16 protein-coding genes and 7 pseudogenes are annotated in these 23,469 nt (G+C 59.2%); 10 read left to right on the top strand and 13 right to left on the bottom strand.

Annotation, left to right across the window (positions count from 1 at the left end; all coding sequences use genetic code 11):
* Positions 1 to 95 precede the first annotated feature (95 nt).
* Positions 96 to 357: pseudogene (locus ABIB80_RS35875) on the bottom strand (IS5/IS1182 family transposase); the annotation flags it as partial.
* Between the two features lie 385 nt (positions 358 to 742).
* The gene (locus tag ABIB80_RS35870; protein WP_354129274.1) at positions 743 to 1,819 is read right to left on the bottom strand and encodes a TlpA disulfide reductase family protein; all 1,077 of its coding nucleotides are present in this window, start codon (positions 1,817 to 1,819) and stop codon (positions 743 to 745) included.
* A gap of 2,742 nt (positions 1,820 to 4,561) precedes the next feature.
* On the opposite strand from ABIB80_RS35870, the gene ABIB80_RS35860 reads away from it, so the two are divergent.
* A complete protein-coding gene (locus ABIB80_RS35860; RefSeq protein WP_354129273.1) occupies positions 4,562 to 5,887 on the top strand; it encodes a DUF3422 family protein in 1,326 nt (441 codons plus the stop codon).
* A 193-nt stretch (positions 5,888 to 6,080) separates the two neighbouring features.
* A complete protein-coding gene (locus ABIB80_RS35855) occupies positions 6,081 to 6,278 on the top strand; it encodes a hypothetical protein (RefSeq protein ID WP_354129272.1) in 198 nt (65 codons plus the stop codon).
* A 368-nt stretch (positions 6,279 to 6,646) separates the two neighbouring features.
* On the opposite strand, the pseudogene ABIB80_RS35850 reads toward ABIB80_RS35855, so the two are convergent.
* The 3 pseudogenes from ABIB80_RS35850 to ABIB80_RS35840 form a co-directional block, all read right to left on the bottom strand.
* Positions 6,647 to 6,929 (bottom strand): annotated as a pseudogene (locus ABIB80_RS35850) (DUF736 domain-containing protein); the annotation flags it as partial.
* Positions 6,930 to 7,869: 940 nt separating this feature from the next.
* Positions 7,870 to 8,309: pseudogene (locus ABIB80_RS35845) on the bottom strand (hotdog domain-containing protein).
* Between the two features lie 45 nt (positions 8,310 to 8,354).
* A pseudogene (locus tag ABIB80_RS35840) lies at positions 8,355 to 9,053 on the bottom strand (P-type ATPase actuator domain-containing protein); the annotation flags it as partial.
* A 272-nt stretch (positions 9,054 to 9,325) separates the two neighbouring features.
* Between ABIB80_RS35840 and hemN the strand changes: the two are divergent.
* Positions 9,326 to 10,681 carry an oxygen-independent coproporphyrinogen III oxidase gene (hemN, locus tag ABIB80_RS35835; protein WP_354129271.1) on the top strand — a complete coding sequence of 452 codons (1,356 nt, stop codon included), beginning with the start codon at positions 9,326 to 9,328 and terminating at the stop codon, positions 10,679 to 10,681.
* A 264-nt stretch (positions 10,682 to 10,945) separates the two neighbouring features.
* On the opposite strand, the gene ABIB80_RS35830 is transcribed toward hemN, so the two are convergent.
* Positions 10,946 to 11,164: a hypothetical protein gene (locus ABIB80_RS35830; RefSeq protein ID WP_354129270.1), complete on the bottom strand. Its 219-nt coding sequence runs from the start codon at positions 11,162 to 11,164 to the stop codon at positions 10,946 to 10,948.
* A gap of 12 nt (positions 11,165 to 11,176) precedes the next feature.
* On the opposite strand from ABIB80_RS35830, the pseudogene ABIB80_RS35825 reads away from it, so the two are divergent.
* Positions 11,177 to 11,929: pseudogene (locus ABIB80_RS35825) on the top strand (IS5 family transposase).
* Positions 11,930 to 13,062: 1,133 nt separating this feature from the next.
* Here the strand turns inward: ABIB80_RS35825 and ABIB80_RS35820 are convergent.
* The 6 genes and pseudogenes from ABIB80_RS35820 to ABIB80_RS35795 all read right to left on the bottom strand — a co-directional run bounded on the left by ABIB80_RS35820 (position 13,063) and on the right by ABIB80_RS35795 (position 17,860).
* Complete coding sequence (locus ABIB80_RS35820) at positions 13,063 to 13,815, bottom strand: 4Fe4S-binding leucine-rich repeat protein (RefSeq protein WP_279686276.1); 753 nt, start codon at positions 13,813 to 13,815, stop codon at positions 13,063 to 13,065.
* Positions 13,808 to 14,203, bottom strand: a complete 396-nt coding sequence (locus ABIB80_RS35815) for a type 2 periplasmic-binding domain-containing protein (RefSeq protein WP_354129269.1) — start codon at positions 14,201 to 14,203, stop codon at positions 13,808 to 13,810. Before ABIB80_RS35815 ends, ABIB80_RS35820 begins: the two co-directional genes overlap by 8 nt.
* A 28-nt stretch (positions 14,204 to 14,231) precedes the next feature.
* Positions 14,232 to 14,462 (bottom strand): hypothetical protein, encoded by a 231-nt coding sequence (locus tag ABIB80_RS35810; RefSeq protein ID WP_354129268.1) that lies wholly within the window; start codon positions 14,460 to 14,462, stop codon positions 14,232 to 14,234.
* A gap of 1,325 nt (positions 14,463 to 15,787) precedes the next feature.
* Positions 15,788 to 16,006 (bottom strand): hypothetical protein, encoded by a 219-nt coding sequence (locus ABIB80_RS35805; protein WP_354129295.1) that lies wholly within the window; start codon positions 16,004 to 16,006, stop codon positions 15,788 to 15,790.
* Positions 16,007 to 16,123: 117 nt separating this feature from the next.
* Positions 16,124 to 16,400 (bottom strand): annotated as a pseudogene (locus tag ABIB80_RS35800) (type 2 isopentenyl-diphosphate Delta-isomerase); the annotation flags it as partial.
* A 221-nt stretch (positions 16,401 to 16,621) separates the two neighbouring features.
* Complete coding sequence (locus ABIB80_RS35795; RefSeq protein ID WP_354129267.1) at positions 16,622 to 17,860, bottom strand: cytochrome P450; 1,239 nt, start codon at positions 17,858 to 17,860, stop codon at positions 16,622 to 16,624.
* Positions 17,861 to 18,263: 403 nt separating this feature from the next.
* Between ABIB80_RS35795 and ABIB80_RS35790 the strand changes: the two genes are divergently transcribed.
* Together ABIB80_RS35790 and ABIB80_RS35785 are read left to right on the top strand one after the other, a co-directional pair.
* On the top strand, positions 18,264 to 18,422 hold the full coding sequence (locus tag ABIB80_RS35790) for a transposase domain-containing protein (protein ID WP_280097083.1): 159 nt from the start codon (positions 18,264 to 18,266) through the stop codon (positions 18,420 to 18,422).
* Between the two features lie 845 nt (positions 18,423 to 19,267).
* The gene (locus ABIB80_RS35785) at positions 19,268 to 19,399 is read left to right on the top strand and encodes a hypothetical protein (protein WP_354129266.1); all 132 of its coding nucleotides are present in this window, start codon (positions 19,268 to 19,270) and stop codon (positions 19,397 to 19,399) included.
* An 802-nt stretch (positions 19,400 to 20,201) separates the two neighbouring features.
* Here ABIB80_RS35785 and ABIB80_RS35780 read toward each other — a convergent pair.
* Positions 20,202 to 20,845: pseudogene (locus ABIB80_RS35780) on the bottom strand (transposase); the annotation flags it as partial.
* 684 nt (positions 20,846 to 21,529) lie between these two features.
* Here ABIB80_RS35780 and ABIB80_RS39505 point away from each other — a divergent pair.
* The 4 genes from ABIB80_RS39505 (at position 21,530) to ABIB80_RS35765 (ending at position 23,345) form a co-directional block, all read left to right on the top strand.
* Positions 21,530 to 21,898, top strand: coding sequence for a hypothetical protein (locus ABIB80_RS39505; RefSeq protein WP_502918766.1), 369 nt, complete (start codon positions 21,530 to 21,532; stop codon positions 21,896 to 21,898).
* On the top strand, positions 21,828 to 22,394 hold the full coding sequence (locus ABIB80_RS35775) for a host specificity protein (RefSeq protein WP_354129265.1): 567 nt from the start codon (positions 21,828 to 21,830) through the stop codon (positions 22,392 to 22,394). Before ABIB80_RS39505 ends, ABIB80_RS35775 begins: the two co-directional genes overlap by 71 nt.
* Before the next feature lie 411 nt (positions 22,395 to 22,805).
* Positions 22,806 to 22,955, top strand: a complete 150-nt coding sequence (gene nifT / locus ABIB80_RS35770) for a putative nitrogen fixation protein NifT (protein WP_354129294.1) — start codon at positions 22,806 to 22,808, stop codon at positions 22,953 to 22,955.
* A gap of 162 nt (positions 22,956 to 23,117) precedes the next feature.
* A complete protein-coding gene (locus ABIB80_RS35765) occupies positions 23,118 to 23,345 on the top strand; it encodes a hypothetical protein (protein ID WP_354129264.1) in 228 nt (75 codons plus the stop codon).
* Positions 23,346 to 23,469: the final 124 nt, after the last annotated feature.

Here is a 23,469-nt window from a genome sequence, read left to right as displayed (position 1 = left end):
TCGCATAGTTATCCATATCCCGAAGCAAGGGTTCCGGCTAAGCGCTTACCCCGCGCCAGCATGCGCTCCAACACGACCACACCGAGCAAGTCGGTTTTGCGGCCTATGTCGCGGATGATGCGGCCGAGATAGGTCTTGAGTTTCTTCAAGGGCCTGTCGTCGCGCTTGAACTGATTGGCGTGGGCATAGCGCTGGTGCTTGATCAGCGCGAACTTGCCCACCCTGGCATAGGACTGGCGCAGCTTGACACCATGTCGCTACGCCAGCCGGACCAATCGCGGGTGTGGTTCAGCAGCTTGGCATCGGCATCACATTCTTGGGTTGCACCGTCGTATCGTTCCCTGGTTGCGTCGCTCCCTCCGATGCAATCAGGGAATCTCGCCTTGCGATTCGACGGAATCCTCAAAGATGAAATTGCAAGCTATCGTGCAGTCAAAGCCCGAAAGCGTGCAATCTCAAAGCCAATCTCGCCCGGAAAATCGATTCTTGATCAACCGCTTAGATAGTTCTCCATGAACGACTAACTAGACACCCAGCAAAGAAGGACCGCAGGGCGTCGCATCGCTTGTTATGGCTAGGCTTTCCTTGTGACTTGCGTGTCGCAATCGCCCTGAATGATTCTACTGGTCGCGACTTCGAAGGCGCTTACATAGCCCCGATCGTGCATCTCCGATTAACATCGCCCTTCATGTCTCCTCCTGCGGCTTCACTTTGGGAGCTCCAGCCGACTCTTCCTGCGAAATCAACAAACCTTCTCGCCCCTGTAGTTGGCCAGGGTTTGGAGCAACTGCGGCATATAATCCTTTTTCTTAGCGTCCGGCACTTTCGGATCAGCTAGCCATGTCATTTCCCGCTCGATTACCTCGATCGCGCGTTGCTTGTCACCACTCTCGTAGTAATACTGAGCGAGCGCCCCATGAGAATAGAAGCTGAGGCCATCGCTGGGTTGCCCTGGATTGCGGATATGTTCCGACACATCCCTGCCGATCGCAAAGCGTTCCGCACGCGGAAGGTGGGCCATATCGTTCTCCGGATCAAAGAGTTGTTCCATCACGGCGATCAGCCCACGCACAGCATCTGACTGTTTCTCAAGCGCATCTCGAACCTGTTGGCGTAAGACCTGGAAGCCGTTCGCCGTGTCGCGCATTTTGTGAAGCAACAGATCTGCATGAATCTCGCGGAACAGGAGACTGTCCGGCACGGCGGCAATGCCCTTCTCGACCGCCGAGAGCGCTGCCTGCCAATCCTTCGCTTCCATTGCCGGTTGAATTGTCTCGAGGATTGGGAGTTCGCGCGCAAAGCGCTGATCTGCCGCGATCCGTTTCGCATCCGCAGCTTTAGCTTGATAGCTGCTGCGCCAAGTGCCGTTGATAATTTTCGGCAAGGCGGCGTCGATATCGATCGCTGGATGACCGATAGCGGCAATGTGGCGGTCGCGGTCGACGACGAACGATGTCGGAATCCCAACAGAAGAACTGGCATCCATCCAAAGCTTGTTCATTTCGCCTGTACTATCGAACGCGATTCGATAGTTCAGATTTGGGAATTTTTCAGTCAACCATGCGTCCAACTTGGTGCGAGCCTCATCCGGCGTTGGTGCTATTTCACCAGCTGCGACTCCGACGACCTCAAGCCCCTCGTCTTTGTATTTTTCTTGCAGCTCTATCTGACGAGGGATCGCCTTCACACACGGGCCGCACCAAGTTGCCCAAAATTCGATGATGTACACTTTCCCTGCCTGGAAATTCGTGAGGGGCTCGCCACGAAGCCAGTTCTCGACCTTGAGCGAAGGAGCCGGGGAATCCATGCATAGCGCCATGATTGTTTCCAAAGTTACCTGTTACGCGACCTTGTCGTCGCTTCGCCCGAATAGCAATCACCGTTCCAGCTGTCCACGCACGTTAAGCTACATGACAAAACTTTGAAGAACATCCACACGCCCAGTAGCATCCACTGTGTGTAACCTGACGTGGTTTGCGTCGGCGTCGGATTTCAGGCACGCATCGCGACCTTGGTGCCGCCTGAGGATCGTCTTGCGAATGCGCATCAGCGAGCCGCGCTGCGCCACTAGGAGGCGCGCGAGAAGCCGGATGGTGCCCGCTGACCGACAAATTCCAAGGTCAGCGCGACGACGAACTCGCCTCCCTTTAAGATCGGCCGGCCCGTTTGAGATGCGCCCTCTTTCCAAGCCATTCGCAAGCTGGAATCGAACGGCGGGGCCGCAGTAGTTGAATCCCCCGCCGATTTCACGTCGGTAAGGTCGGCAACTGCGATCTCGCTCGTCTGGCATGTCGCCGCATTTTGCGACGAAGTCGCTAAGATACGTAAGCTTGAAGAGCTAGCCGCCTGCTAATCCTTGTAGGGTCCCTAAAGGCAACCGGCCAGATTCATCACCCTAAATTCGGCACGTCCATGCTTATGGCGATGGCCTTGCTGGCGAGCACGCTAGCGGGGCGCGCCACTCGATCGGTTGAGATCTTCAACCAGCAGTCATTCCGCTTGGCGGCCTAACCCGGCAGAAGCTCCACTTATCAACCCGGAGAATCTGTTCAGGCAGCCGGGACTAGCTCTGGTTGCGCTGCTGATCGAGACCTTGCCATTCGGTGCGGCGTTAAACGATTTTGCTCCAAGGCGGGACTGCGATCAATCTATTCGTGCGCGATCTGCCGCGTTTTTGTCGGTCGATATCGACCTGCGCCCGTCGCCGGCCGCTCGCTGGCCGCGATCGATGCGGGCATGAAAAGAATGGCTGTCGCCATGGCAAGGCAATTCCGGGCGCTTAAGGTGATTGAGGAGGTGAACCGCGCGGAAAGCATCGTTGCCAAGATCCGTGCTTCCAAACGTCGAGGGAGGCTCTGATTTTACGGAGACACAAGTCGTCTCGTTTTCCGACCTCTACGCGGGAAAACTCGTCGTCACCCTTGACCGCAACATCCTTGAGATTATTTGATACCCGCGATCTTCTGGCGAATGAGGGCATTATAGATTGCCCCATCCCCACAAGCGCACCAACACTGCCAAACACGAGTCGCCCGGAGCGATCGAGGCGAAATGAAGAGAGGACTCTCGCCGCGGAATGCTGAACACGACGCGCAGGAATGTTGTATCGATGGCAGCAGTCTGCACCAGCGTGCTCATCTTATGAAGCGGCCGATAATCAGGATTTGCGCGCCGGCCTGTGACTCCGCGCGCAGCCGATCGCGCAACGCCGGTCCCTTGGTCGGACAATCTGGTGGCGGCACGAGCTCAAAACGGCAGTCCGTCGTGACATCGTCCCGCAGCCCGGTCATGAAAGCCCGCAATCGCTTTTCATGAACGGCCAGATACGTGTCGATCCTGGTGAGTGATCGACCAAATAGCGGCGGATCACAGCTACGGCCGGGGACTTCTCGTGAGCGGAGCGTGTGGCCGAGACAGTGATCGCTAGCGGAAATCTGCGCCTGTCAGCACAAAGAGCCAATCACCACTGAATGGGTTGGGCCGGCTTCTCGGCGCTATCGCCGCGGTTTCGTTGATGTCAGCTCTGTTCGGATCGAGCGCACCGAACGGCGACTTCGATGGAAGTGTGCGTCAAAGAGAGGACGGCGAGCGCTCCGGGTCCGTGATCCAGTCATCCTCACTCGATGTGACGTTATCAGCCCATCGGCAAACCTTCCTCCGCGGGTCCGGGCGCGGTCACTCTCCCGGCTCTGCATCGACAAATCCGGCCACAGCGTGGCCGCTCAGACAATGGCAGCGGCCGGGCAGGCGATCATCTTGCCGAAACAGGCAATTTCCTGTGGCCTGCGCCACGTGCGCATTCTGTCAGAATACAAGCGCGCTTCATGTCTGAAACCCGCCTCCGACTCTCTCGGAAAGCCACGTTGCGCAAAGAAAGACGCGAGCGCGCCCCTTCTACAGTGCTGGCCCAAATCCTGCAACGGCTCTCCGCGCCAGAAAGTTTAGCGGCGGCAACAGGATGGGAGTCGTGTTTGGGCCTCGATCTGTCAATCGACAATGCGGTTGCCGCACCGGAGGTCGCCTGTTTGCACCCCGCTGGGACAACGGAAGACGCCACCGCTTGCCGCCCCCTCGCGCGGCATCGGTCATGTCATCGAAAAGCTGTTTGCAGAAGAGCGCCGGCGCATCCTTATTTGCACGGGGCAACCCTTTGGTGGCGGGCGATGTCCGTCGGATTCGGAGACAGACAACCATGTCCACGTCGATCTAGGCAGTCGACGGACGGTGCCGCACGCCACTGCCGAGGTCGCGGAACGGCTTGCTGGCGCACCGCTACACGCATTGATTCACAATGCCGGCATTTCGCCATAGACACCGGACCGTACCCGACAGACGTCGTTGACGGCGTTAGTCGAAGCCTGGATGAGGCTGTTCCGCCTCAATCTGCTCGGCCTGATCCTGCTCCCGCAAGACCTCTTCCCGAATCTGAAGGCGGCCTCGGCATCGATCGTCGACATGACTTGATCGGCGCCTTGCCGCGCGCACCGTTTTCCAGCACCGCCAATGCCTCTCGCGTCAAGGCTGACGGTTGCTTGCTCAATCTGAAGCGAGGCGTGAATAGATGATCGATGAACTTGATCTGCGAACCTTCAAGCCGCATCCGCAACGCGCCGCCGTGCTCGGCGAAGTGCACGCGCGCCCTTTCACGCAGCTTGTTTCGCCATTCAGCGTGATCCACTTCGCTGTTCTTGCGCAAGGCGAGGCGGCCGCAAGCGATCGCTGCCGATTTGTCGATTTCTGCCTGGAGCGCAATCTTCCGCCGCCTGAGCAATTGGCGAAACATCATCAGATTGTCATCGGGCCCGCTATGCTACGTTGGGAGCAGCATTCGGAATTTACAACATTCACCTGGATCTGGACTAACGGAAATGGTCCTGCCGCTCACCCATTCGAGAAAGTTGATGATACCGTCCGATCGCTGATCCGCGCGTTGCGGCAGACGGGTCAATTGCTGGTCGCGATCAGGTTAGAAGTGGAGCAAGGCGCCTCGCCGACCAAGCGCGCCGAACAGATTTTTGACAAGAATAGCCTGGCCATGGTTGCCACAAAGAGCGGTGCGGGCGTTGCCGCCTCAGACTTCCACGTGGACGAAAAAGGCTTCACGAAAATCCTCGTCTGCGACCTCGGATTGACGTCGCACGATCTCGGAGCGCTGGTGCAACGGCTCCTGGAAATCGAGACCTACCGTCCGTTGGCGCTGCTTGGCCTGTCGGCGGCCCTCGAGCTTGCACCGTCTGTTGATCGCATCGACCGCCGTCTTGTTGAAGCTCTCGAAAAAATGCAGAGCGGTGAGGGGCTGCAATTCAACAACCATCTGCTTGCCGAGCTGACCGCGTTGGCCGCCTCCTTCGAAAGAGGCGCGACCGGTAGCCTGTTTCGCTTCGGCGCCAGCAGGGCCTATAACGAGCTGGTCCAATCGCGACTATCCATCATTGAAGGCACTGATGTGTCGGGCTATCCGAGCTGGTCGTCGTTTCTGGCGCGCCGCATGGCGCCGGCGATGCGAACCTGCGCGACCGTGGAGGATCGCCAGGCAGCTCTGTCGGTGAAGCTAGCGCGTGCCGCCGATCTGTTGCGAACCCGTGTCGACGTCGAGATCGAACAACAGAATCATGACCTGTTGCAGGCTATAAACGAACGCACGAGGCAGCAACTTCGGCTGCAATACACGGTCGAAGGATTGTCGGTCGGGGCGATTGGATATTACGTGGTCAGTCTGTTTAACTATCTTGCCGAGGGCGCGCACGATATCGGACTGCGAGTAAAGCCCTCGCTCCTAACCGCAGTCTTCGTGCCGATCGCGGTCGGCGTGATCTGGTTGGTGAGTTACAAGATCCGAAAGCGACACTTCAAGCACGACGAGGCGCCCTCGGTATCTCGTAACTAATGCCCGTTGGGGAATCAGTGCGTCCCTCCTACGAAGTTCGCATAGTCGTGGTGCGACGCTGCCGCCAGAGCCCCGACGGGTTAGCCCGTAATTGCGCTTTAATTGATCGGGATAGCGGGACGTCTCGCGACGCGACCCTTCCCACACTACCTGGCATACACGGGTCCGTACCGAGGCGGTTCGACTGAACAAGTTGGCCGAGAAACCAGTATTCGGAGAGACCGCGAGCGTCAAAGAAGTGGTTGCGCAGGGCGTGCTGGACCGCCGGTGCCCGGACATTCGCCAGAGCCCCGCCGGCGACCGGCGGCAATCGATGCGGGAACTTCGCGATGCCGAGGCGGCGAAGCTCCATGAATCGCTTGCGCCGGTTCTGCCATTGTCGCTGCGATGACTGCGAACATAGATGTTGCAGTTGCCTGCATAGCAGGGAGAACCGATGGCCTCGACGTGTCAACTTCTTGTCGAGATCGTCGAGCACGAAATTACCGAGGACGGGCGAGAGCGGCCCACCCTGAGCGGTCCCTCTTCCACCGGTCTGATCAGACCGTCCTCCAGTACGCCGGCGTTCAGGATTGCCCGGATGAGGAGCACAAAATCGCCCTCTGCCGTCAACTCCCTTCCTAAAATGCGAGATCCCCGTCTGCTGAAATTGCGGCGACACCATGCGATGCATCGCGCCCGGCTCCTGAGCAAGGTCATGCCCCGCCCGGACCAGCCGGGCGAGGCATTGTGGATCGGGTCAGTCGCCGTTGCGACGGCGGGGCGGGACCCGATCAGGCTGAAGCCATCACCTTCCTCGTCGGCGAAGAGGTTGACGAAAATCGGAGCGGTGCAGCTCGGATCGTCGAGCTTGAGACCCAGATAATCGCGACCCTCGTTGGAGCGCTTGGACCAGGCGGCCCCGATCACACGGCCAACATAGACCCGGTGGCTGGGGCGTTGTCGCCCGAGCGGCTGTTTTGGGGACGACCCGGACATTCCTGGCTTGACGCGAGAGGGTGACGATTTCGCCGTTGACGGGGCACAACATACCCGCCGGCATTGATCCACTCCTGGGGACAGTAAGCGAGCGAGCTAGCATGTCTTATCGCCTCGCGCGTGCCAGTCGGCCGGCCTCATTCCGTCTCTCCGATCGGATCACGACGCATTGCGTCGAACACGGCTGTGTCGTTCTTCGGAATGGCAATCTCCTAAGGTGCTGAAATCAGGCTGTGCGAAATGAGTTTAGATTGCCGCTCGTGCTCTCGGCGAGAAGTGGCAATCGTTTTGCAGTGCTCACTGACCCCTATGATCGGTTGGACCGTCTTCCTTGTCGCTCCGCGAGCGGACGCCAGCACCTTCGCATCGCCGCAAGTCCGCGCATCCAGTCGCCCCCATTCCTCGCATACGCAAAGGATCACTTGATCGTCTCGGGATGGATCAGCTCGACCACTCCGGTTCGGCTCTCGTCCGCAGTCCGTTCCTGTTTTTGGAAACAAGTTGCCCTTCTTCGGAAGTCTTTTCCCGACGTTCTGGCTTGACGAAACGGGATTGGGGCCGTGTGCTGCCATTTGGGCGAGCAAGCTTTGGCTTCATTCCACGGCGCATCCACACGTCGCGTTCCTCGGCAGCCGTTAGAACCAGCGGCATCGCGTGGATCGGCTCGACCACACCGTTTGCGCGCGGTGGTCAGCAAGCTTTAAGGCTGGCGGGCTCGTCGGGCTGGATGATCTCCGCACCCCAAAAGGATTGCTGCACTATCTTGGGCTGGAACTACTCGGGAACCTTCCTAGTGAACGTAGCTGTTCCGAAATTTGCATTCCCTAAGCCAAGGGCCCTGACGCTTATCTGGTAGCGATGGCTGCCTTACGAGGGCTCCGGGCCGGGGGGTTGTACGTTTGTAGCGTGCCGCAGGGAGCACTGGTTTGACGATGTCGCAACAGAAGCCAATGACCTGATTACATTGGGGCGCTGGAAGGAAAAGCGTAAACGAGGCAGCAGATTCATCGAAGCCTTTCCATAGCGAGCTGCAGCGACTTCGGAATGCGCTGCGCCTTTCCGGCTGAGTCGAACGCCACGCGTACGCGCGCCGCGACGAAGGAGATCGTCGCCGCGCCTGCATTCCTGCAGCAAGGCAATCGACGCGCCCCTCACCTCTTGCGGAACTGTGACGAGTCAAGAAGGTCCCAGACCGCCGGTGGTACAAAATCGATTGTCATGGAGCTCACAACGAAGGCAAAGCCGGGCGCATCATTCTTGGTTTCTTTAAGTAGCGCTCGCTGATTCGAGCCGAGCAGGCGCAAGTAGTTCGTTCTGCCGCGTTCCATGAAGCGCAAGACATTTGCGTGATAAACAATCTGCCCGGAGTCGGATCATCGAAATAGACCCGAACCTGCATATGATGGCGGCCGTCGCGAATTTCGCCATCAAGAGAGGCTGTCACTGTGCGGTTCCCTTACTGCCGTTTCGGCACCCATTGTCTCGCACAGAGGCCGAGATCAGCGCCGTCGACGATGACGCGCACGCCCTGCCCGGCTTCCTCAACCATACCGATAATCGGCGGTTTGAGGCCGGCGGCCGGCACTACTGCGGTGGCCACCGGATGATGGCTCGATAGCGCCAGGCGTCCGGCGAGCGCAAATACGCCAGCGGGAATATCGGCTGCATTCGTCACGTCGAGATCCGGCAGCGTGAGCGTGCCGATCTTGTTCAAGATCAGATGATCGACTTCGGTGAGGCGCTCGATCACGTCGCCCGAATTGAGCAGCACTCTGGACATGAATATCGTGCCGAGGCCACTGCCTGCACGAGGAGCACGGTCGCATGCACCACTGGCGCGTAGAGCCGCGCCGGTGATCAGGCTCTGGTCGATCTCAGAGCGCCCGTCGATCACGGTGCCGTCGACGGAGCAGCGCTCGCCGGGCGGCCGCAGCACGATGTCGCCGGGATGGATCGCCGCCGGCACCTGCGAGATCTCAACGGGCCCGACGAATTTGGCTACTGTCTCCGCTTTCAGCACGGCGAGATTGCCGCGACCGCGCGCCTCCGCCGCCGCATGTTCTGCTCCAAGACGCGGCCGACCAGTAGCAAGGTAAGCAGCATGATCCCCGCCTCGAAAGAAGCGTGCGGCATGATGAATGGTGTCCACCACGGAGATGCCGAGCGCCAGGATCACCCCGATCGCAAGCGCCAGCGCCTGCACAATCTCAACGCCTGATCGCTTTCACCCGGCCGACGTTTCTCCTCCGCGACTTGGCCCGCCGAACGCATTTCGGCCGGCCTTTTTTGTCCCAATCAAAGCCACGGGCCCCGTTTCCGGCCAAGAGGATCAGAGCTGCCAAAACGGGCCGCCAACTACTGCGGGCGGAGTTGAGGCCCAAAACGAGCAAAGGATTGCGCCAGCGCAACGTGCCTCCTCAGCGAAGTCGTTAGACCATCCGGCAGTTGAAGGAGAAACAGATGAGATCGGATCTGGCGCAATCGTACGGTCTCGAGAGGCTTCCCCGCTACACAAGCTATCCGACCGCGCCGCACTTTTCGCCAGCGATCGGCGAACCTGATTACCGGATGTGGCTCGGATCCCTGCCGCCCCGCCAGCCGGCCTCGATCTATGTGCACGTTCCGTTCTGCCGGTCTATGTGCTGGTATTGCGGTTGGCACACCTCGGTCACCAAGAAAGACAACCCCATCGCAGTCTATACATCCGGTCTGCGAGCGGAGGCGCACCTAATCGCGGAAACTATCGGCCACCGCCTTCCTATCTCGCACATAAATTTCGGCGGCGGCACGCCGACGATCATGACGCCCGAAACCTTCGCCGATCTCATCGGCGCGCTCCGCTTCTCGTATTTCGTGTTGCCCGATGCCGAAATCGCCGTGGAGATCGATCCGCGTACCCTGACCGAGCCGATCGCGGCGGGTTTGGGCTACAGCGGAGTCAATCGCGCGAGCCTGGGGGTACAGAGCTTCGATCCTGCTGTGCAGCGCGCCATCAACCGCGTGCAGACATTCGAGCAGACCGCCACGTGCGTTGAGCGCCTGCGGCGAGCCGGCGTGGGCCGGCTCAACTTCAATCTTATCTGCGGTCTGCCGCTTCAGACCATGCAATCGTGCCTAGACACGGTCGCCAAATGCATCGAACTCCGGCCGGATCGCTTGTGGGTGTTCGGTTACGTGCATATGCCCTCCTTCAAGAAGCATCAGCGCAAGATCGACGAACACGCCCTCCCCCAAACAGTCGAGCGCCATCTTCAGTCGGAATTGATTGCAGAAGCCCTGGTCGACGCGGGCTACGTGCGCATTGGTTTCGACCACTTCGCCCTCCCCCGCGACAATCTTGCCACGGCGAAGCGCGAAGGGCGGCTGCGTCGGAACTTCCAGGGTTACACCGACGACACCCCCGAAACGATCATCGGGCTAGGGGCAAGCGCGATCGGCAGGATGCCGCAAGGATTTGCACAGAATGTCGTGGTAACCCGTGATTACCTGGCGCGCATCGCCGAGGACCGGCCCGCCACCCTCAAGGGGTATGCCTTCACGGGTGACGATCGCTTCCGAGCCGATCTGATCGAGCGACTGATGTGTGACATGGCCCTCGACCTGTCGAAGATCGCTCGATCGCATGGCCGTGATCCGAAGTCGGCCGTTGTCGATCGCTCGCGGCTCGATCGCCTCATTGCAGACGGCGCAGTGACGATGGACGGCGGCGAGCGACTGTTCGTCAGGAAAGGCGCCGAGTTTCTCGTCAGGACCGTAGCGTCCGCATTCGATGCTCATCTGGCGCGGCCAGTGGCGACTCATAGCCGCACAGTATGAGGCTCCTGGAGCGCCCACACTAAAGCGTGATCAGATTAGGTTAGATTGCCGCTGTTGCGACGGTTGTTGAGCAAGCTGCGAAGTCGATCGGCTACCGTCGGTCGCGACTAACCGGTCCAGTTTCTTGCGCGTCTCGGAACGATCACGGAGCCTGGCGGATATGTCCTTCCGTCTCACGACCTCTATTGGAGCCGCTTACGCGGCGTAGGCTTCCTTAGAAGACAAGCTCGAGGAGGCTAATTTGCGGCTCGATACCCGCAAAAGCTACCATCTCGCCTTCGAGTCGGGCGTCGTGTCCCCTTTCGCACTTGCGGATACCGCATCGCAAACAACATGGTCCCAGCCGGCGATTTCGAAACCGATCGAGAGATACAGATCAAGGATCGTCCGTTCGATGCCCGCTTGGAGAACCAACTCAGCCAGGAGCAGCTGTCCATACGCTATCGCTGACTTGTCCCAACTTTCATCCAGTTCTGAGTTCACCTCGGGCGCTCCATGAACCGGCAGGCAAAAGACTGGGTGTCGATACCAGCCGCCACCAGGGGCAGCAGCTCAGTCAGGTCATCCATCGCAATGCAACTTGACCAACGCATCGTCAGCGGCATCATTCACAAGCTGCAATCGGGTGCACGATGGCGTGATTGTCCACTTGAATACGGCCCTGACACGACGACTACAATCGCTTCAATCGCTGGGCCAAGCGAGGACGATGGTGCGCAATCTTCGAAGCGCTGGCCAAGCCTGGCGAAGACGGCTTCGTGCTGTCGCTCGACTAGACCAAGATTAATACTCACCGGTGTGCCTCCGGCGGAAAAGGGGGAGCATAATCAAGCAATCGGCCGCTCGCGCGGAGGCCGTACGACAACAATCCGTGCGCTGAGCGATCCGGTCTGCCGGCCGGTCGTCCTGCATCTGACTCCAGGCCAGGAGGCCGATATCGCTGCGGCTCCCGATCTCGTGGCACTCGCGCTACCCATGAGCGCGCTCCTCGCCGACAAAGGGTATGACGGCGACAAGCTTCGCGGCGAAATCATTCGGCGCGTCGCCAAGCCCGTAATCCCCAATAAATCCAACCGTGTCGTCATCCATCGCTTCAACAAACGCGCCTACAAAGGCCGAAATGTCATCGAACGCTGCTTTTGCAGGCTCAAGGACTTCCGGCGCATCGCCACGCGATATGACAAGCTCGCCCGTAATTTTTTGGCCGCTGTTCATCTCGCTGCTCTCGTCGTATATTGGCTCAATTGAGTCTGGACCCTAGCTAGGCTAGTTGCGGAGATCCAGGAAGATAGAAAAGAACCGACGAATTCAGGGGCCCCGAAGCTGCTGTTTCCTGCGCCCAAAGGGTACACGCGATTCTTTACCCTGAGGACGGGCAACCGGCTGCCAGGCTGCGAAACAGTACCTGCGCTGAGCCTGTCCTTGATACAGTCACGCTCTTAGAGCCTTGACCTAGTGAACCTCCTCGAATTGTTGCACAGCTGTAGTGGGCTCGGAGCCACGAGGTGTCAGATGGAAGCACGTCAACTCCGCTCGTTTCCGGACGACTACAACCGGCAAGCCATCCATCTGGTCGCATCGGGCGGCCACTCGATCGCATCGTGGAGGGAACTTGGCCTGCGCGACTCCGTGTTATAGCGCTGGGTGAGAACGACGTGGGCCGGATCGCGGCGGCGCGGCGCCCCACGACGCAGGCGACGCTGCCCTTGACGGACCGCGCGGCGGAGATTGCTCGTTTGCACGAGCGGTTGCGCATGGAGCGCGATATTTAACAGGTCATTGGGTTGGGCGCCGAGCATTGACGACGATGGCGAGCGAGTTACGATGAGAAGGTTCACCTTGTCGAAGTCGCAAGGTCTGCGGCGTCGCGCGCGCCGGCACGGGCTGGCTCACAGCCTGCTGTTCACTTGAAGTCGACAAGCGCGCCAGGGTCGGCTGGGCGGCGGTTCCATGCCAGCTCTCGTTCCCGTCGAGATCACGTCCGATCTCAAGCGACGCGCCACAATCGTCCTGTTCCCCACCGGCGCAGCGTGCAAGGGCTGGAGTCATGGAAATCGAGCTTGGCGGCCGCTGTCGCGTTCAACTTGACCGTAACGGGGACGTTGAGGCGCTGCAGTGAGTTCTTGAGCTGCTGCGGCGACGATGATCCCGATTCCGAGCGGCGTCACGGTTTGGATCGCCGCTGGCCACACCGACATGCGTCTCGCCAGACGAAGCCTGGCTCTTACAGTTTAGGAGATTCTGAACCGCGATCCGCACGTTGGCGATCTCTACATCTTCTGAAAACGCCGCGGCGATCCGGGCAAGATCCTCGGCACGAGGCAATAGGCATATCGCGGCAGGTTAATCGGCCGTCGGCGTCAACCGGCGCGGTATCGAGCTCAGCGGCGGTCTCCTGCAATCCGCGAGCTCGCGACTTCGCGCACGAGACTATACGGGTCATTGACGAGACTATAGATCTGAGCCGCTGGCGCACGGCTTGCGACCTCGAGGCGGATGCGCCAGTCAGGATCATGCAGCAGCAGCGACACAAGCTGCATAGGTAGTCGTCGGGCTATCTCCAGTCTTACCGACGCCTCACGATCGTCGATCATGCGGAGCAACCATTCGTTAGGAATGCGCTGCGCCACAACACGGCGGACCTCGGCTTCTTCGTCGTCCACCATTCGGAGGAGCAGCATAGGCTCGATCCGACTCGCGACGACAAGGCGAACATAGTAATATTCGTCTGAGGCCATGGGCAGCAATTCTTCACCCTCGAGCAGGCTCGCCACCCGCTTCCTCAGCTCGGGATTCGGATGCTTCCGTAGTTGCAACACGCAGCGTCTAGGCAGGCGAAGCATCGCATTCCATTGCACCTTTTCATTGGGATCATCGATCAGCGACTGCAGCAGAAAGACACTCGCAAACTTCGCCGCGATTGCCCTTACCTCAAAATGCGGATGGCTGAGATGGCCGTCGGCGAGATCCGGATTGCACTCGAAGAACCTCTCGATACCGCGGGGACAACGGTCGTTGACGCAGGCGTGCTTGAGCCGGCATCCGCCGATTCCGCTCAGTGCAAGATGCTCGCATGATGCGCAGTCAAGCCGGTTGCCCTCCCAGTCAAGAGCCTTGTCGATGTCATCAACCATTGTCCTGCCCACATAGGTCAGGCACGCGCAGCAACGACTTGGGTCCAAATTTTGTCGGAGGTAGCGAGCTCCAGAGGTTTTCCGAGTGCCGGCCCTGCGCCTGCATCTGAATGGCGTGATCGTAGAAGCCGATCGTCCCGTCCATCGAGCTGCCGACCAGCGCCTGCAGAGTCTTTGAGCCAACGGCTTGGAAGCTCTCGACGGTAACGTCAAGGCCATCGCCCCGAGACGACCCAAGCTTTACGCCAAGCTCGAGAGGCATACAGTTGAGGATCTGTGACCCCACGGCGATCCTCAATTTGGCCGTCTCGGGCTCGGCGGCTTGCGCCGAAATGACCCAGCAAGCGGTTAGTGCCATGACCAGCATCATTCGTGCCAAAACGTGCATGCGAACCTCCGTGGCTGTTGGGAGAGCGTTACCAGGGTTCGTGGGCAGGCGAGGGCCGCCAGACCACGAGCCGGTTTTCGGCGCGGTCGACGATGGCATCGAGGACAACAACAAGGGCGGAGAGAACGATGATTCCAGCAGATACCCTGGCGGCATCGAGGACGGCCTGGCCTGCGCAGCCGGATTGACCGCGCGCGCCCTGAAAAGGGTTGAAGAATGCGACGAAGAGAACCCGCGTCCCACCAGCCAGGAAAGACAAGACTGTCTCCTGCCGAATGGACTGCACTGCTTGGGAGGAGCGAAATTGTTGTGGCCCCCAAAAAAGAGCTCCTAGATCGCATCGAAGACTGCCTTACAATCGAGTGTTCCTTGTCGCCACACAGCAACCGTCAGGACCGACCAGACGCCAGCTTGCAACTCATCAACCTTACAGTTGTTGTCGCATGGACTTCTTGATCTCGATCAGCATCAAATAAGAAACCGGACTTGCGTTGAACAGATGCATCGACACAGATCGTCTGAAGACATTGCGCGCAGGAATGAATTATCCGTTCTAAGCACGAGCTGCGGCCGCAAGCCCTTCTACCGCTCTCGGCATGTTGTGCCGTACTGATCTGATTTTGATCCCACGGACCTAAACGTTTGTGACGCCGGTATTGGGCGGCGAGTTGTCGCGGCCCTCGCCAGTATCTACGGCAGGAATTTCAGCCAGCATCGCAGGCCCCCTAATCGCTATGGCCCGGCGCTCGTGGCACGCGTATTTCTGGAAGAGGCGCGACCTTGTACGGGAATTTCTCTCCGAGAGATGAAACTGACGTGGAACCAGGGGGGCAACAGCTATACTGTCTACGCCGCCGCGATATTTCTGTCGGCGAATATCACCGGAACGAGCTCACAAACACGGGAATCGGCCATGGCGCCGATCTGGGCGTAAGCCGGGGACCGGCGTCCAAAATTTGATCCTCTGCAGGTTTGGCCGTTGAGCTGTCTGCTTTGAGCTGAAGGTCTTTTGATTGTTAGGCCTTGTCCGCGCCACCGGCCCGATCGTGCTGGATGCGTTGAACAGCGGCCGTCAAGTCGAGATAGTTGAAACGTCATTTGCAGGTATTCGGCATGCAACATCAACCAGAATCTGTTCTCGGCAGCAGCTCCGATCGTTGGCTGACGTTCCACAGTGGTCTGGGAGAGCCGCTCCGGGCGCGCTGCGCAACAGCGGCGATGTGTCAGGTCTGCGATCTCCTCATCACTGAGGAGAATTGAGTCACACGCCAGACGAGGTCTTCGCACTGTTTTGGTAGGACGAACTTGCCCATGCGCAAGCGCTATGTTCATCCTCTTGACCTAGGCAATAACTTCCCGTCCACCCTGCAACAGACTCATTTCGAAAGACACCGCCATGCAACCGGCTGCGTTACTATCACGCTCCGCGGCACTGCTCACCGAAGCACAGGTTTTCCTCCCTGAAATTGGACGTACCGTCGAATGGCGCGAACATGTTACGCGGACGACTTGTACATTGCTGCACTATATCAACCCCGACCCCTTGCTCAACTCAATGACTGTCCAGTTACTGGCAAACAGCGACTAGCTAGATTGGTCAAGATTGAAGCGCCAAGGCGAATGATGATCTGTCCTTGTTGAGATGTGCGTTCGCGGCATTTGGATCTGCAAGGCCGGTGCGAGCGCTTTGCCGAAGACATCTTCGAAGATCGGCCCCGGATCTTGACAGCCGAACATCGGGTGCAGTGGATGATGGGCTGGAACGAAATCCTCCAACCGCTTCATCGTGAACAGCTGCTCCATGAACAGTCGCTCCCGCGCATCGAACCGTTTCGCCAAGGTGGATTAGCAGTCTATCTTTAGCGTAGATATTTCAGCAGCCTGCTAGGCGCCTGCCGCCACGTGCGGGCGACGTCGGCATCAACCGGCGGGCAGATGCGCCAAGGGCAACAACCGCGCCTGACGCAAGGCCGCCAGATCAGCCGAGCCGGTGCAGAAGCAGGCGACGGCCAAGTGGCCGATGACGATCTCGAAATGCGCGACAACCGCGCGGTGAACACCGTCGCCGCGCAGCACGCCGGCCGCCTTGCCCGGCAATGTCCGCGGCCAGGCGGATGGCCTTGGCGAGGTCGACGCCGTCGCAGATCCCGCCCGCCGCGATCAGCTTCACCGTTGGCAGCGCTCGACTTACCCGCTCTCCAGTAACAACGATGCGACAAGCGGCGGCGTGACGTATCGGAACGGCCGGCCAGGGTCTTGGACCGGATAATGACGCTTGGCCCTGTCCGCACTCTTCGAAAAAACCACAAGCCAGTAACGCAACGCCGGGCAACTTACCCAGACAACTGGTCTCCACCAGGCCGTGATCCTAACCGCCGGTTCCGCACGACCAGTGTTGAATGTCGCTGGCAACCGAGACTAACCTGGAATCCGCACCGGCAGTGCGGAATAACCGTGCACAAAATTAGATTCAACTCGCTCCGGTTCGCCGACCACCTTTACCTCCAGAGATCGGTTCAGCATCTCCTCCCACAGGATTTTCAGCTGCAGCTCTGCGAGATGCCTACCCACGCAACGGTGAATCCCAAATCCAAATGAGAGATGTTGTCGTACATTTTCTCGATCAATGATGAAGCTGTTGGGGTTCGCAATGACTTCGTCGTCTCGGTTGCCAGAGATATACCACATCACAACTTTATCGCCTCGCCTAATTTGCTTGTGGCCTATCGCCAAATCGTCCACAGCCGTCCGGCGCATGTGCGCGATAGGCGTTTGGTATCGTATAATCTCGGATACCGCACCGGGCAGTAGCGAAGCATCATCTCGGAGTTTTCGCAGTTCGGACGGATTTTGGCTCATGAACAAGACGCCACCACTGATTGAGTTGCGCGTAGTATCGTTGCCTCCAACGATCAGCAGAATGAGGTTCCCCAGGAACTCGCGCGGCTCCATGTTTCGCGTCGCCGGCGAATGCGCCATCATCGAGATCAGGTCAGCGCGCGGCTCGCAATTGACCCGTTCGCTCCAGAGTCGTGTGAAATAGTCCAGGCACTCCGACAGCACCACCTTTCGCTTTTCCCAGCTGTCGATCTGGTCGCCCATTTGTGGCGTCAAGGCAGCTACGTCCGACCAGTAGGTCAGCAACCGTCGATCCTGAAATGGAAAATCGAACAGCGTGGCCAGCATTTGGGTCGTCAACTCGATCGAGACCCTGTCGACCCAGTTGAAGGTATCATTGCGCGGCAAACCGTCCAAGATCTTCTGAACCCGCGAGCGGATCAAGCCTTCAAGTTTCGCCAGGTTCTCCGATGCCGCTATCGGACTGATAGTCTTACGCTGCTGAGCATGGAGAGGAGGACTCATTTTGATGAAACTGGGGGTCCAATACTTCTCCGGCGGGTCGACAATTGTGACGCTTCGCTCTGATGAGAATGTTGTGTGATTTGAGTCCACGGCTATGATGTCGCGGTATTTTGTTATCGACCAATATGGTCCGTATGGGCTGTCTTCGCAATAATGGACGGGATCTTCCCTTCGCAGCCGCTCGAAACAAGGCCAAACGGTATCATCCTTAAAGCGCTTGGGCTCGCTTACATCAAGGCGCCTCAGCGGGATATCAGCCCTCTCGCAAGCGTTCTCTGCCGACAATGGTATCATGGTTGTCTCGCGGACATTGGCCTGCAATTTTGCTTGCTCAGCTGAGTGCGTTCTCTAGAGTTCGCTGGGAAGCTCGCTCGAAACACAACGAGCTTGGGCGGCGCACTAACAATGTATGTCGCAAGTCCATGGCTCGGGTTCGAGAGCGCTGAAATCATGTTGCTCGAAGTTGGGTCGACCTTGGTTCGGCTCCTGTCGATGAAGAATAATGGCAAAGCGAGCGAAGCTCCCCTATCAGGCTTGGGAGGTGTACGAACGCGTGTTTTTGTGGTAGTCAATACCAGGACGCAAGCACTCGCAGCTTCGCAGCTATGGCACGTAGCCGCTCATCCTCATTCTCTCGGGCACGCACGCCCTTTGCAGCGAAGGTGGCGTCGAGAGCTGGGCGGCCCTGGAGTCGATCGTGAACACAGCAAAGCTCTATGAGCTCGACCCGCAGGTCTACCTGACTGACGTGCTGGAGCCCATCGCCTCCGCGGGAACCAAGAACCATCGGCTGCACGGGCTGCTCGCCTGGAACTGGAAGGCGGCCCGCCAGCGCGCTGCGCAGGCCGCTGCGTAAGCCCACTCGCCATAAAGCATCGTCGATGACCGCCGTCGCGATGTCGATTGCGTTGCTCGAACGATGGCTCCGGGCTCGCGTCGATCAGCATCCTGCCGCCACAAGTCTTCCCATGCTCGACGGTCACGTCGCCGCGATCGTGGCCGGACCGATGTCATGAGCCCGCTCGATTGGATCTGGCCGCTGCTCCATTGATGCCGATGCTTTCAACCACGGCGGCACCCCGGAGTTCGCCGCGATCTCCGCCGTTGCGCTGCGCCATAACCAGATCAGCCAAATCCTTTCGACCACGCATCGCCAGTTCAAGCCGATGCACCGCCGCAAAGCCAATGGCAACGTCGATCCGCGTCCTTGTGGTCAGGATTTCTATGCCGCGATGCGGCTCAAACTATCGGCGTTGGCGCCATTGCTGGACGCCAGCAACTGTCAATCACGGCCTGCTTCTGCCTATTCTGCTGCACTGTGCCGACGATCAGGGACAGCCGCTGCTCGGAGCACCACAAAGCGGCCGCGAGACGCGGCGCGCCTACGCCGATATCCCGCCGCCCGTCGAGGCCATCCGCCAGTACTAGATGCCGATCCGCTACGCGCGCCCGCTGATCACCGCAAACGTTGGACCTCACACCGGTTACATCCTAGATGCCTGCTCGAGGATCGCCCTCGCCTGATCGAGGACGTCGCTCCACCGGCAAGCCTTGATCTCCGCTTCGCAGGCCATGATTGGCATGGCCGCATACTGCGGTTTGTTCAGCAAGCGGTCGTATTCCGCGGAATCCTTCCATTATACCGGTTGAATTCCTGCCGGGCAGCCATCGCCGCTGGCGGGGTCGATGAAACCGGGCAGAATGATGCTCGACACCTTGACCGGAGACGTTGTTGGCCGCGCCGACGCGCTAGCACCACCGCTCAAACACGGTGGCGTCAAGCTCGCGCAGCCAACCTTCGAGACCATCGAGCCGCTTCGCTCGGGCACTTGAACGCCTTTACCCCGCCGGCCACCACGTCGTCCTTCACCGTGTGATGGCGCGGCAGCCCAGCTGCCGCGCAATCCGCTTCAGGATCAATCCGCGACGAGCCTTCCGTGATTCATTCCTCGTTCATTCACTCTCTCCTCGGCTATCCGAGGAGGAGCAATTCCTCGTGACGCTGAGGGGGCAGTTTTCCACGGCCCGTGACAAATCCGGCGACCGGGGCGACGAACCGATGCCCCGTTTCGCCTCGGAGTAAGCGCATTGCATGCTTTCGATGGAAGCCCGTCACAACCACAAACTCGTCAAGAATGCGCGCGTTCTCCGCGGGGCTCGCCTCACTTTAGCGCAGCCCCACAGCGGCTGTCTCTTCGAGTCACATACCCAGTTGCTCGTTATCGCCCCGCAGTCCCATCCCACCGGGGGAGAAAATTTCGTGAGGCAACGGCCTAGCATTCAGGAACATTTCAGGTGGCGCAATGCGCCCCTCACCACCACGATGTGCCGCCGTTGCGATTCCCGCCGTCCCCAATTTCCGGCGATAGCTCCCGTCAGCTTATCGAAAACTAAGCGTCTTAAACACGATAACGTCTCATCGCAGACTGAGTGATCTGGTCGGTCCCATAAGGAGTATGGATCTCTTTGAGGGGACAGATTCAGCGCGGCGATGGCTCCCTCCCGCATCTTCCGAGCGAGAGGACCGGGAAAACGAGCGCGGCGCAGTGGGACGGAGTCGTGACAGGCTGTTCAGCAAACCTGGCGGATTCGGGAGGGCGACAGGGCCAAACCCTTGAGGACTAGCCTTGACTCATCCATCGGTGAAGCCGACCAGTTCCTTGCGGCCTTCCGGCCGTCGCGCCGATCAGCACCAGGATGCACTACTTTTCGTCCTCGAGGCGGGTTCGAGATGGATGCCGTCGGCCCAGATGTAGACGTAGCGCTTCGCCGACAGATCGCGCTTCTGCCACGCGGTGTGTTCATCGAGCCAACCGTCCTTCAGGCGACCGATGGCGGAGGCCCACAACCCGGCAGCATCCTTGCCGAGCAGCGCAGCCAGCGCTTCCGAGAAGTCGCCGGTCGAGATACCCTTCAGGTACAGGATCGGCAGCAGCTTCTCAATCGATTTCGAGCGGCGCATGTATGGCGGCAGGATCGACGGAGAGAACCGGATTCGGCCCGGATTGGTGGCGGCGGTTTCGCGATCACGCACACGCGGCTGGCGGACGGCGACCGGACCGATACGGGTCATCACTTCGGGCTGCGGCAGGTGCCGTGGCGGACCACCCGCTGCTCGCCGTCCCCAGTCTTCAGATCTGCATGCCTGTCGAGGAAGTCCGCGACCTCGGCCTCGACCACCTTGGCAAGCAGCGCACGCGCTCCATTGCGTAGGATTTCGGTGAGTTGGTCGTCGAAGATTCCTGGCTGAATCAGCTGGATAACGTTATCCTGTGGCACGGCATATCGCTCCTTTGGTGGAGAAGTGGAGGCGTTAAGCACCCCCACGATATGCCGCCTTCCCGATTCCCGCCGTCACCAACTTTCGGCGATAGCTCTTTCCCGGCTTCCTCGCTACTATGACCCCGTCCGACTCCCGAGGCCACCGCCTTTCGCGACGTTGAGCGGCTATCCTCGCCTAAACGGGTTGACCCCGTTGTTTGCATCACCCTGCCAGCGTGCCATGCCCATTACCCCGGCGGATCAGGTGGGTGCCCACCCGTGCTGCCTTCCCCGCTACGCTGGCGGGTCGGCATCCGCATCTTCACTTTCGAGGCCTGCTCAGGCTTCACTCATGTTATGGCCCGCTGGCTTGCTCAGCTGCCCAAGGCGACCTTTGTCACGAGGCTTCAGTGCAACCAGTTACCCAGCCACCCTGCTCGTCAGCTACCAGACCTATCTACAATTATCCGCGTGGATTCTTCCTCCACTGGTGACACACGCCCTTTCGGGGCACACAGCGTAAGCTTGGAAAGGCCAGCCGCGGGGAAATGAGTTGCACCTCGCCTTGCAAAGCGTGAGCACCGTGGGGCGAGGGTGAGGGCCCCCTGTGCGTCAGCCTTTTGTCAGCTCTCGCGCCTATCACCGTCCGCAGGTCTCGCGTAGGCCAGTACGGTCCAACTTTTACGATAGGAGAGCTACCGCATGTATAGCAGAATCACTGGTTCATCCAGCCAATTTCTAAGCGCGAGCGAGGTCGATGAATCGGAGTTATCAGCAGATGCCGGCAGTTTTACGCAACCGCTTGCAGACGCGGCGGCTGGTTCGTCCTCGGGGGCGACAAGGCCGTACTCCCTCGTTTCCGAACCTCCCATCGATGAGATTGACAGGGGGGCATTCAGGCGAGAACTCAGGAATTTCTATGGTCGCGACCTCAAGCACGTAGTCGATAGTCCGCAAGAGTACTCGGATTGCGTGTCCGAAAAAAGCTGGGCGCACAGCGATGGTCGCCAGACTCGCATCCAACGTAGAGGATTCGGACCAGGCGCGATATTTCAGCTATCAGTTGGGTGACAAGAGTGTCGGGCTTCTAAAAACCGAAGGGCGACGTCGCATGGGAGGAGAGGCGTGGAACCAGCACTTTCCTGGGCGAAAACACATTTCGCCCGTTGTCGGTCTCCGGGTTACTCATCCGCTCGTCGAGAACGCAGGCGATATTCTGCTGGAACATCAACTTCGGCTTGATGGCAAACGGACGTTGGTCATGTCGCGTCCTGCCTCGGATGAGGCGAAGGCCCGTCTACAGCAGATGGGTTTTGTTCACGTGGGTGACAATCAATATGTGCTTGACCCCACGCAGCACCCCGACAAGTGGACGCTGAACGAGCAGGGAAAATGGCAGCGGGCGGACAAGCCTCGGCTATATCTCTCCAAAGCTGAGAGTAGCGATGACGAAAACGAAGGAAGCTTCGAGGAAAATTCGGGCGAAGAATACATCGAAACGGATTCGTCTCCGGATGAGTTTGGTTGGTACTTCGACCGGCTAAAATTAGGCCCGGGGACCGACTAGCGGGAGTCGCACCGGGTGCGGCTTGGCCCGAAAGTGGCCAACTTCTTAGCCGCATGCACCGGGGCGAAAGTAGCAGTGCAATGGGAGCGCCCGCCACACGCGGGCGTGCTCCTGATGTCACACGCGAGCGATATAGATTCGGAATTGGCATAGGCTCGAGTCAGGTTGCAGCTCCGGCTCAATGGAAGCATCGCATGTGCTGCGCGATGAATGTGCCGGCGACGAGCCTGTGGAGCACGGTCCGCTTTTCGAATGCGTGTGAAACCAGGATTGGAGATCGATCAGCTCTTGCGCGCGCTGTTCGGCATCGTGGCGCGCTTGCGCGCTGGTCGCTCGCAGTCCTGCGGGAAATGTCCTTCCGACCAGAGTTGATCTTATGAAAGTGAAGATTGCCGCTAGCCCGAAGCTGGCCTGTCGACTTACGTGCCGAAGAAGGATCTCGAAGAGTCGGCGGTCGGATCGGGGCACGACACGCTGTGGCGCGGGTGGATAAGAATTGCCAATGGCTGGGTGCTCGATCTGCTTGAGATGGCGGGTGACACGCCGTTGTCGATCACGTAATGCCAGGAACGTGGTGAGGCCGGAGATGACCGATGAAGACGACCCCGCTCAATGCGAACGACGCGGAGACGATCCTCATTGGCCTCGGCCTTAGGTAGCGTGCCCGCAGCCTTATTCCCTATCTCGTCCTTGCCTCACCGAGTTGTCCAAAGCGATGTGCCGATGACGCCGGAGGCATTGGCTACCTTCTTCGCCAGCAACGTTGCGCTGCCCCGCCGGACCAAGGGCAATGTCTGCGCGTCGGCGCAGTACATCGAGACCAACAAACATCGCTCAGCCTCGACGGCACTGATGGCGCAGGCTTTTGCCCCACCGGTCGAGCTGACAGCACTTTATCATTATCTCGCGGAGCTGTTTCTGATAAATGCGACCGTCAGGAATGATGATTAGGGCAATTCCACCACCCGTCGTGTCGACATTGCGGATTCCGATCGATGTCGCCCAGGATTCCGAGATGATCTCGCCCACCATTCCGATTTGAAGTCGCCCACCCGTTCCGAAATGATGTCGCCCA

The sequence above is a fragment of the Bradyrhizobium sp. i1.15.2 genome, assembly GCF_040548425.1.
Taxonomy (GTDB): Bacteria; Pseudomonadota; Alphaproteobacteria; order Rhizobiales; family Xanthobacteraceae; genus Bradyrhizobium; species Bradyrhizobium canariense.
This window is presented reverse-complemented; position numbering and strand designations above follow the sequence as displayed.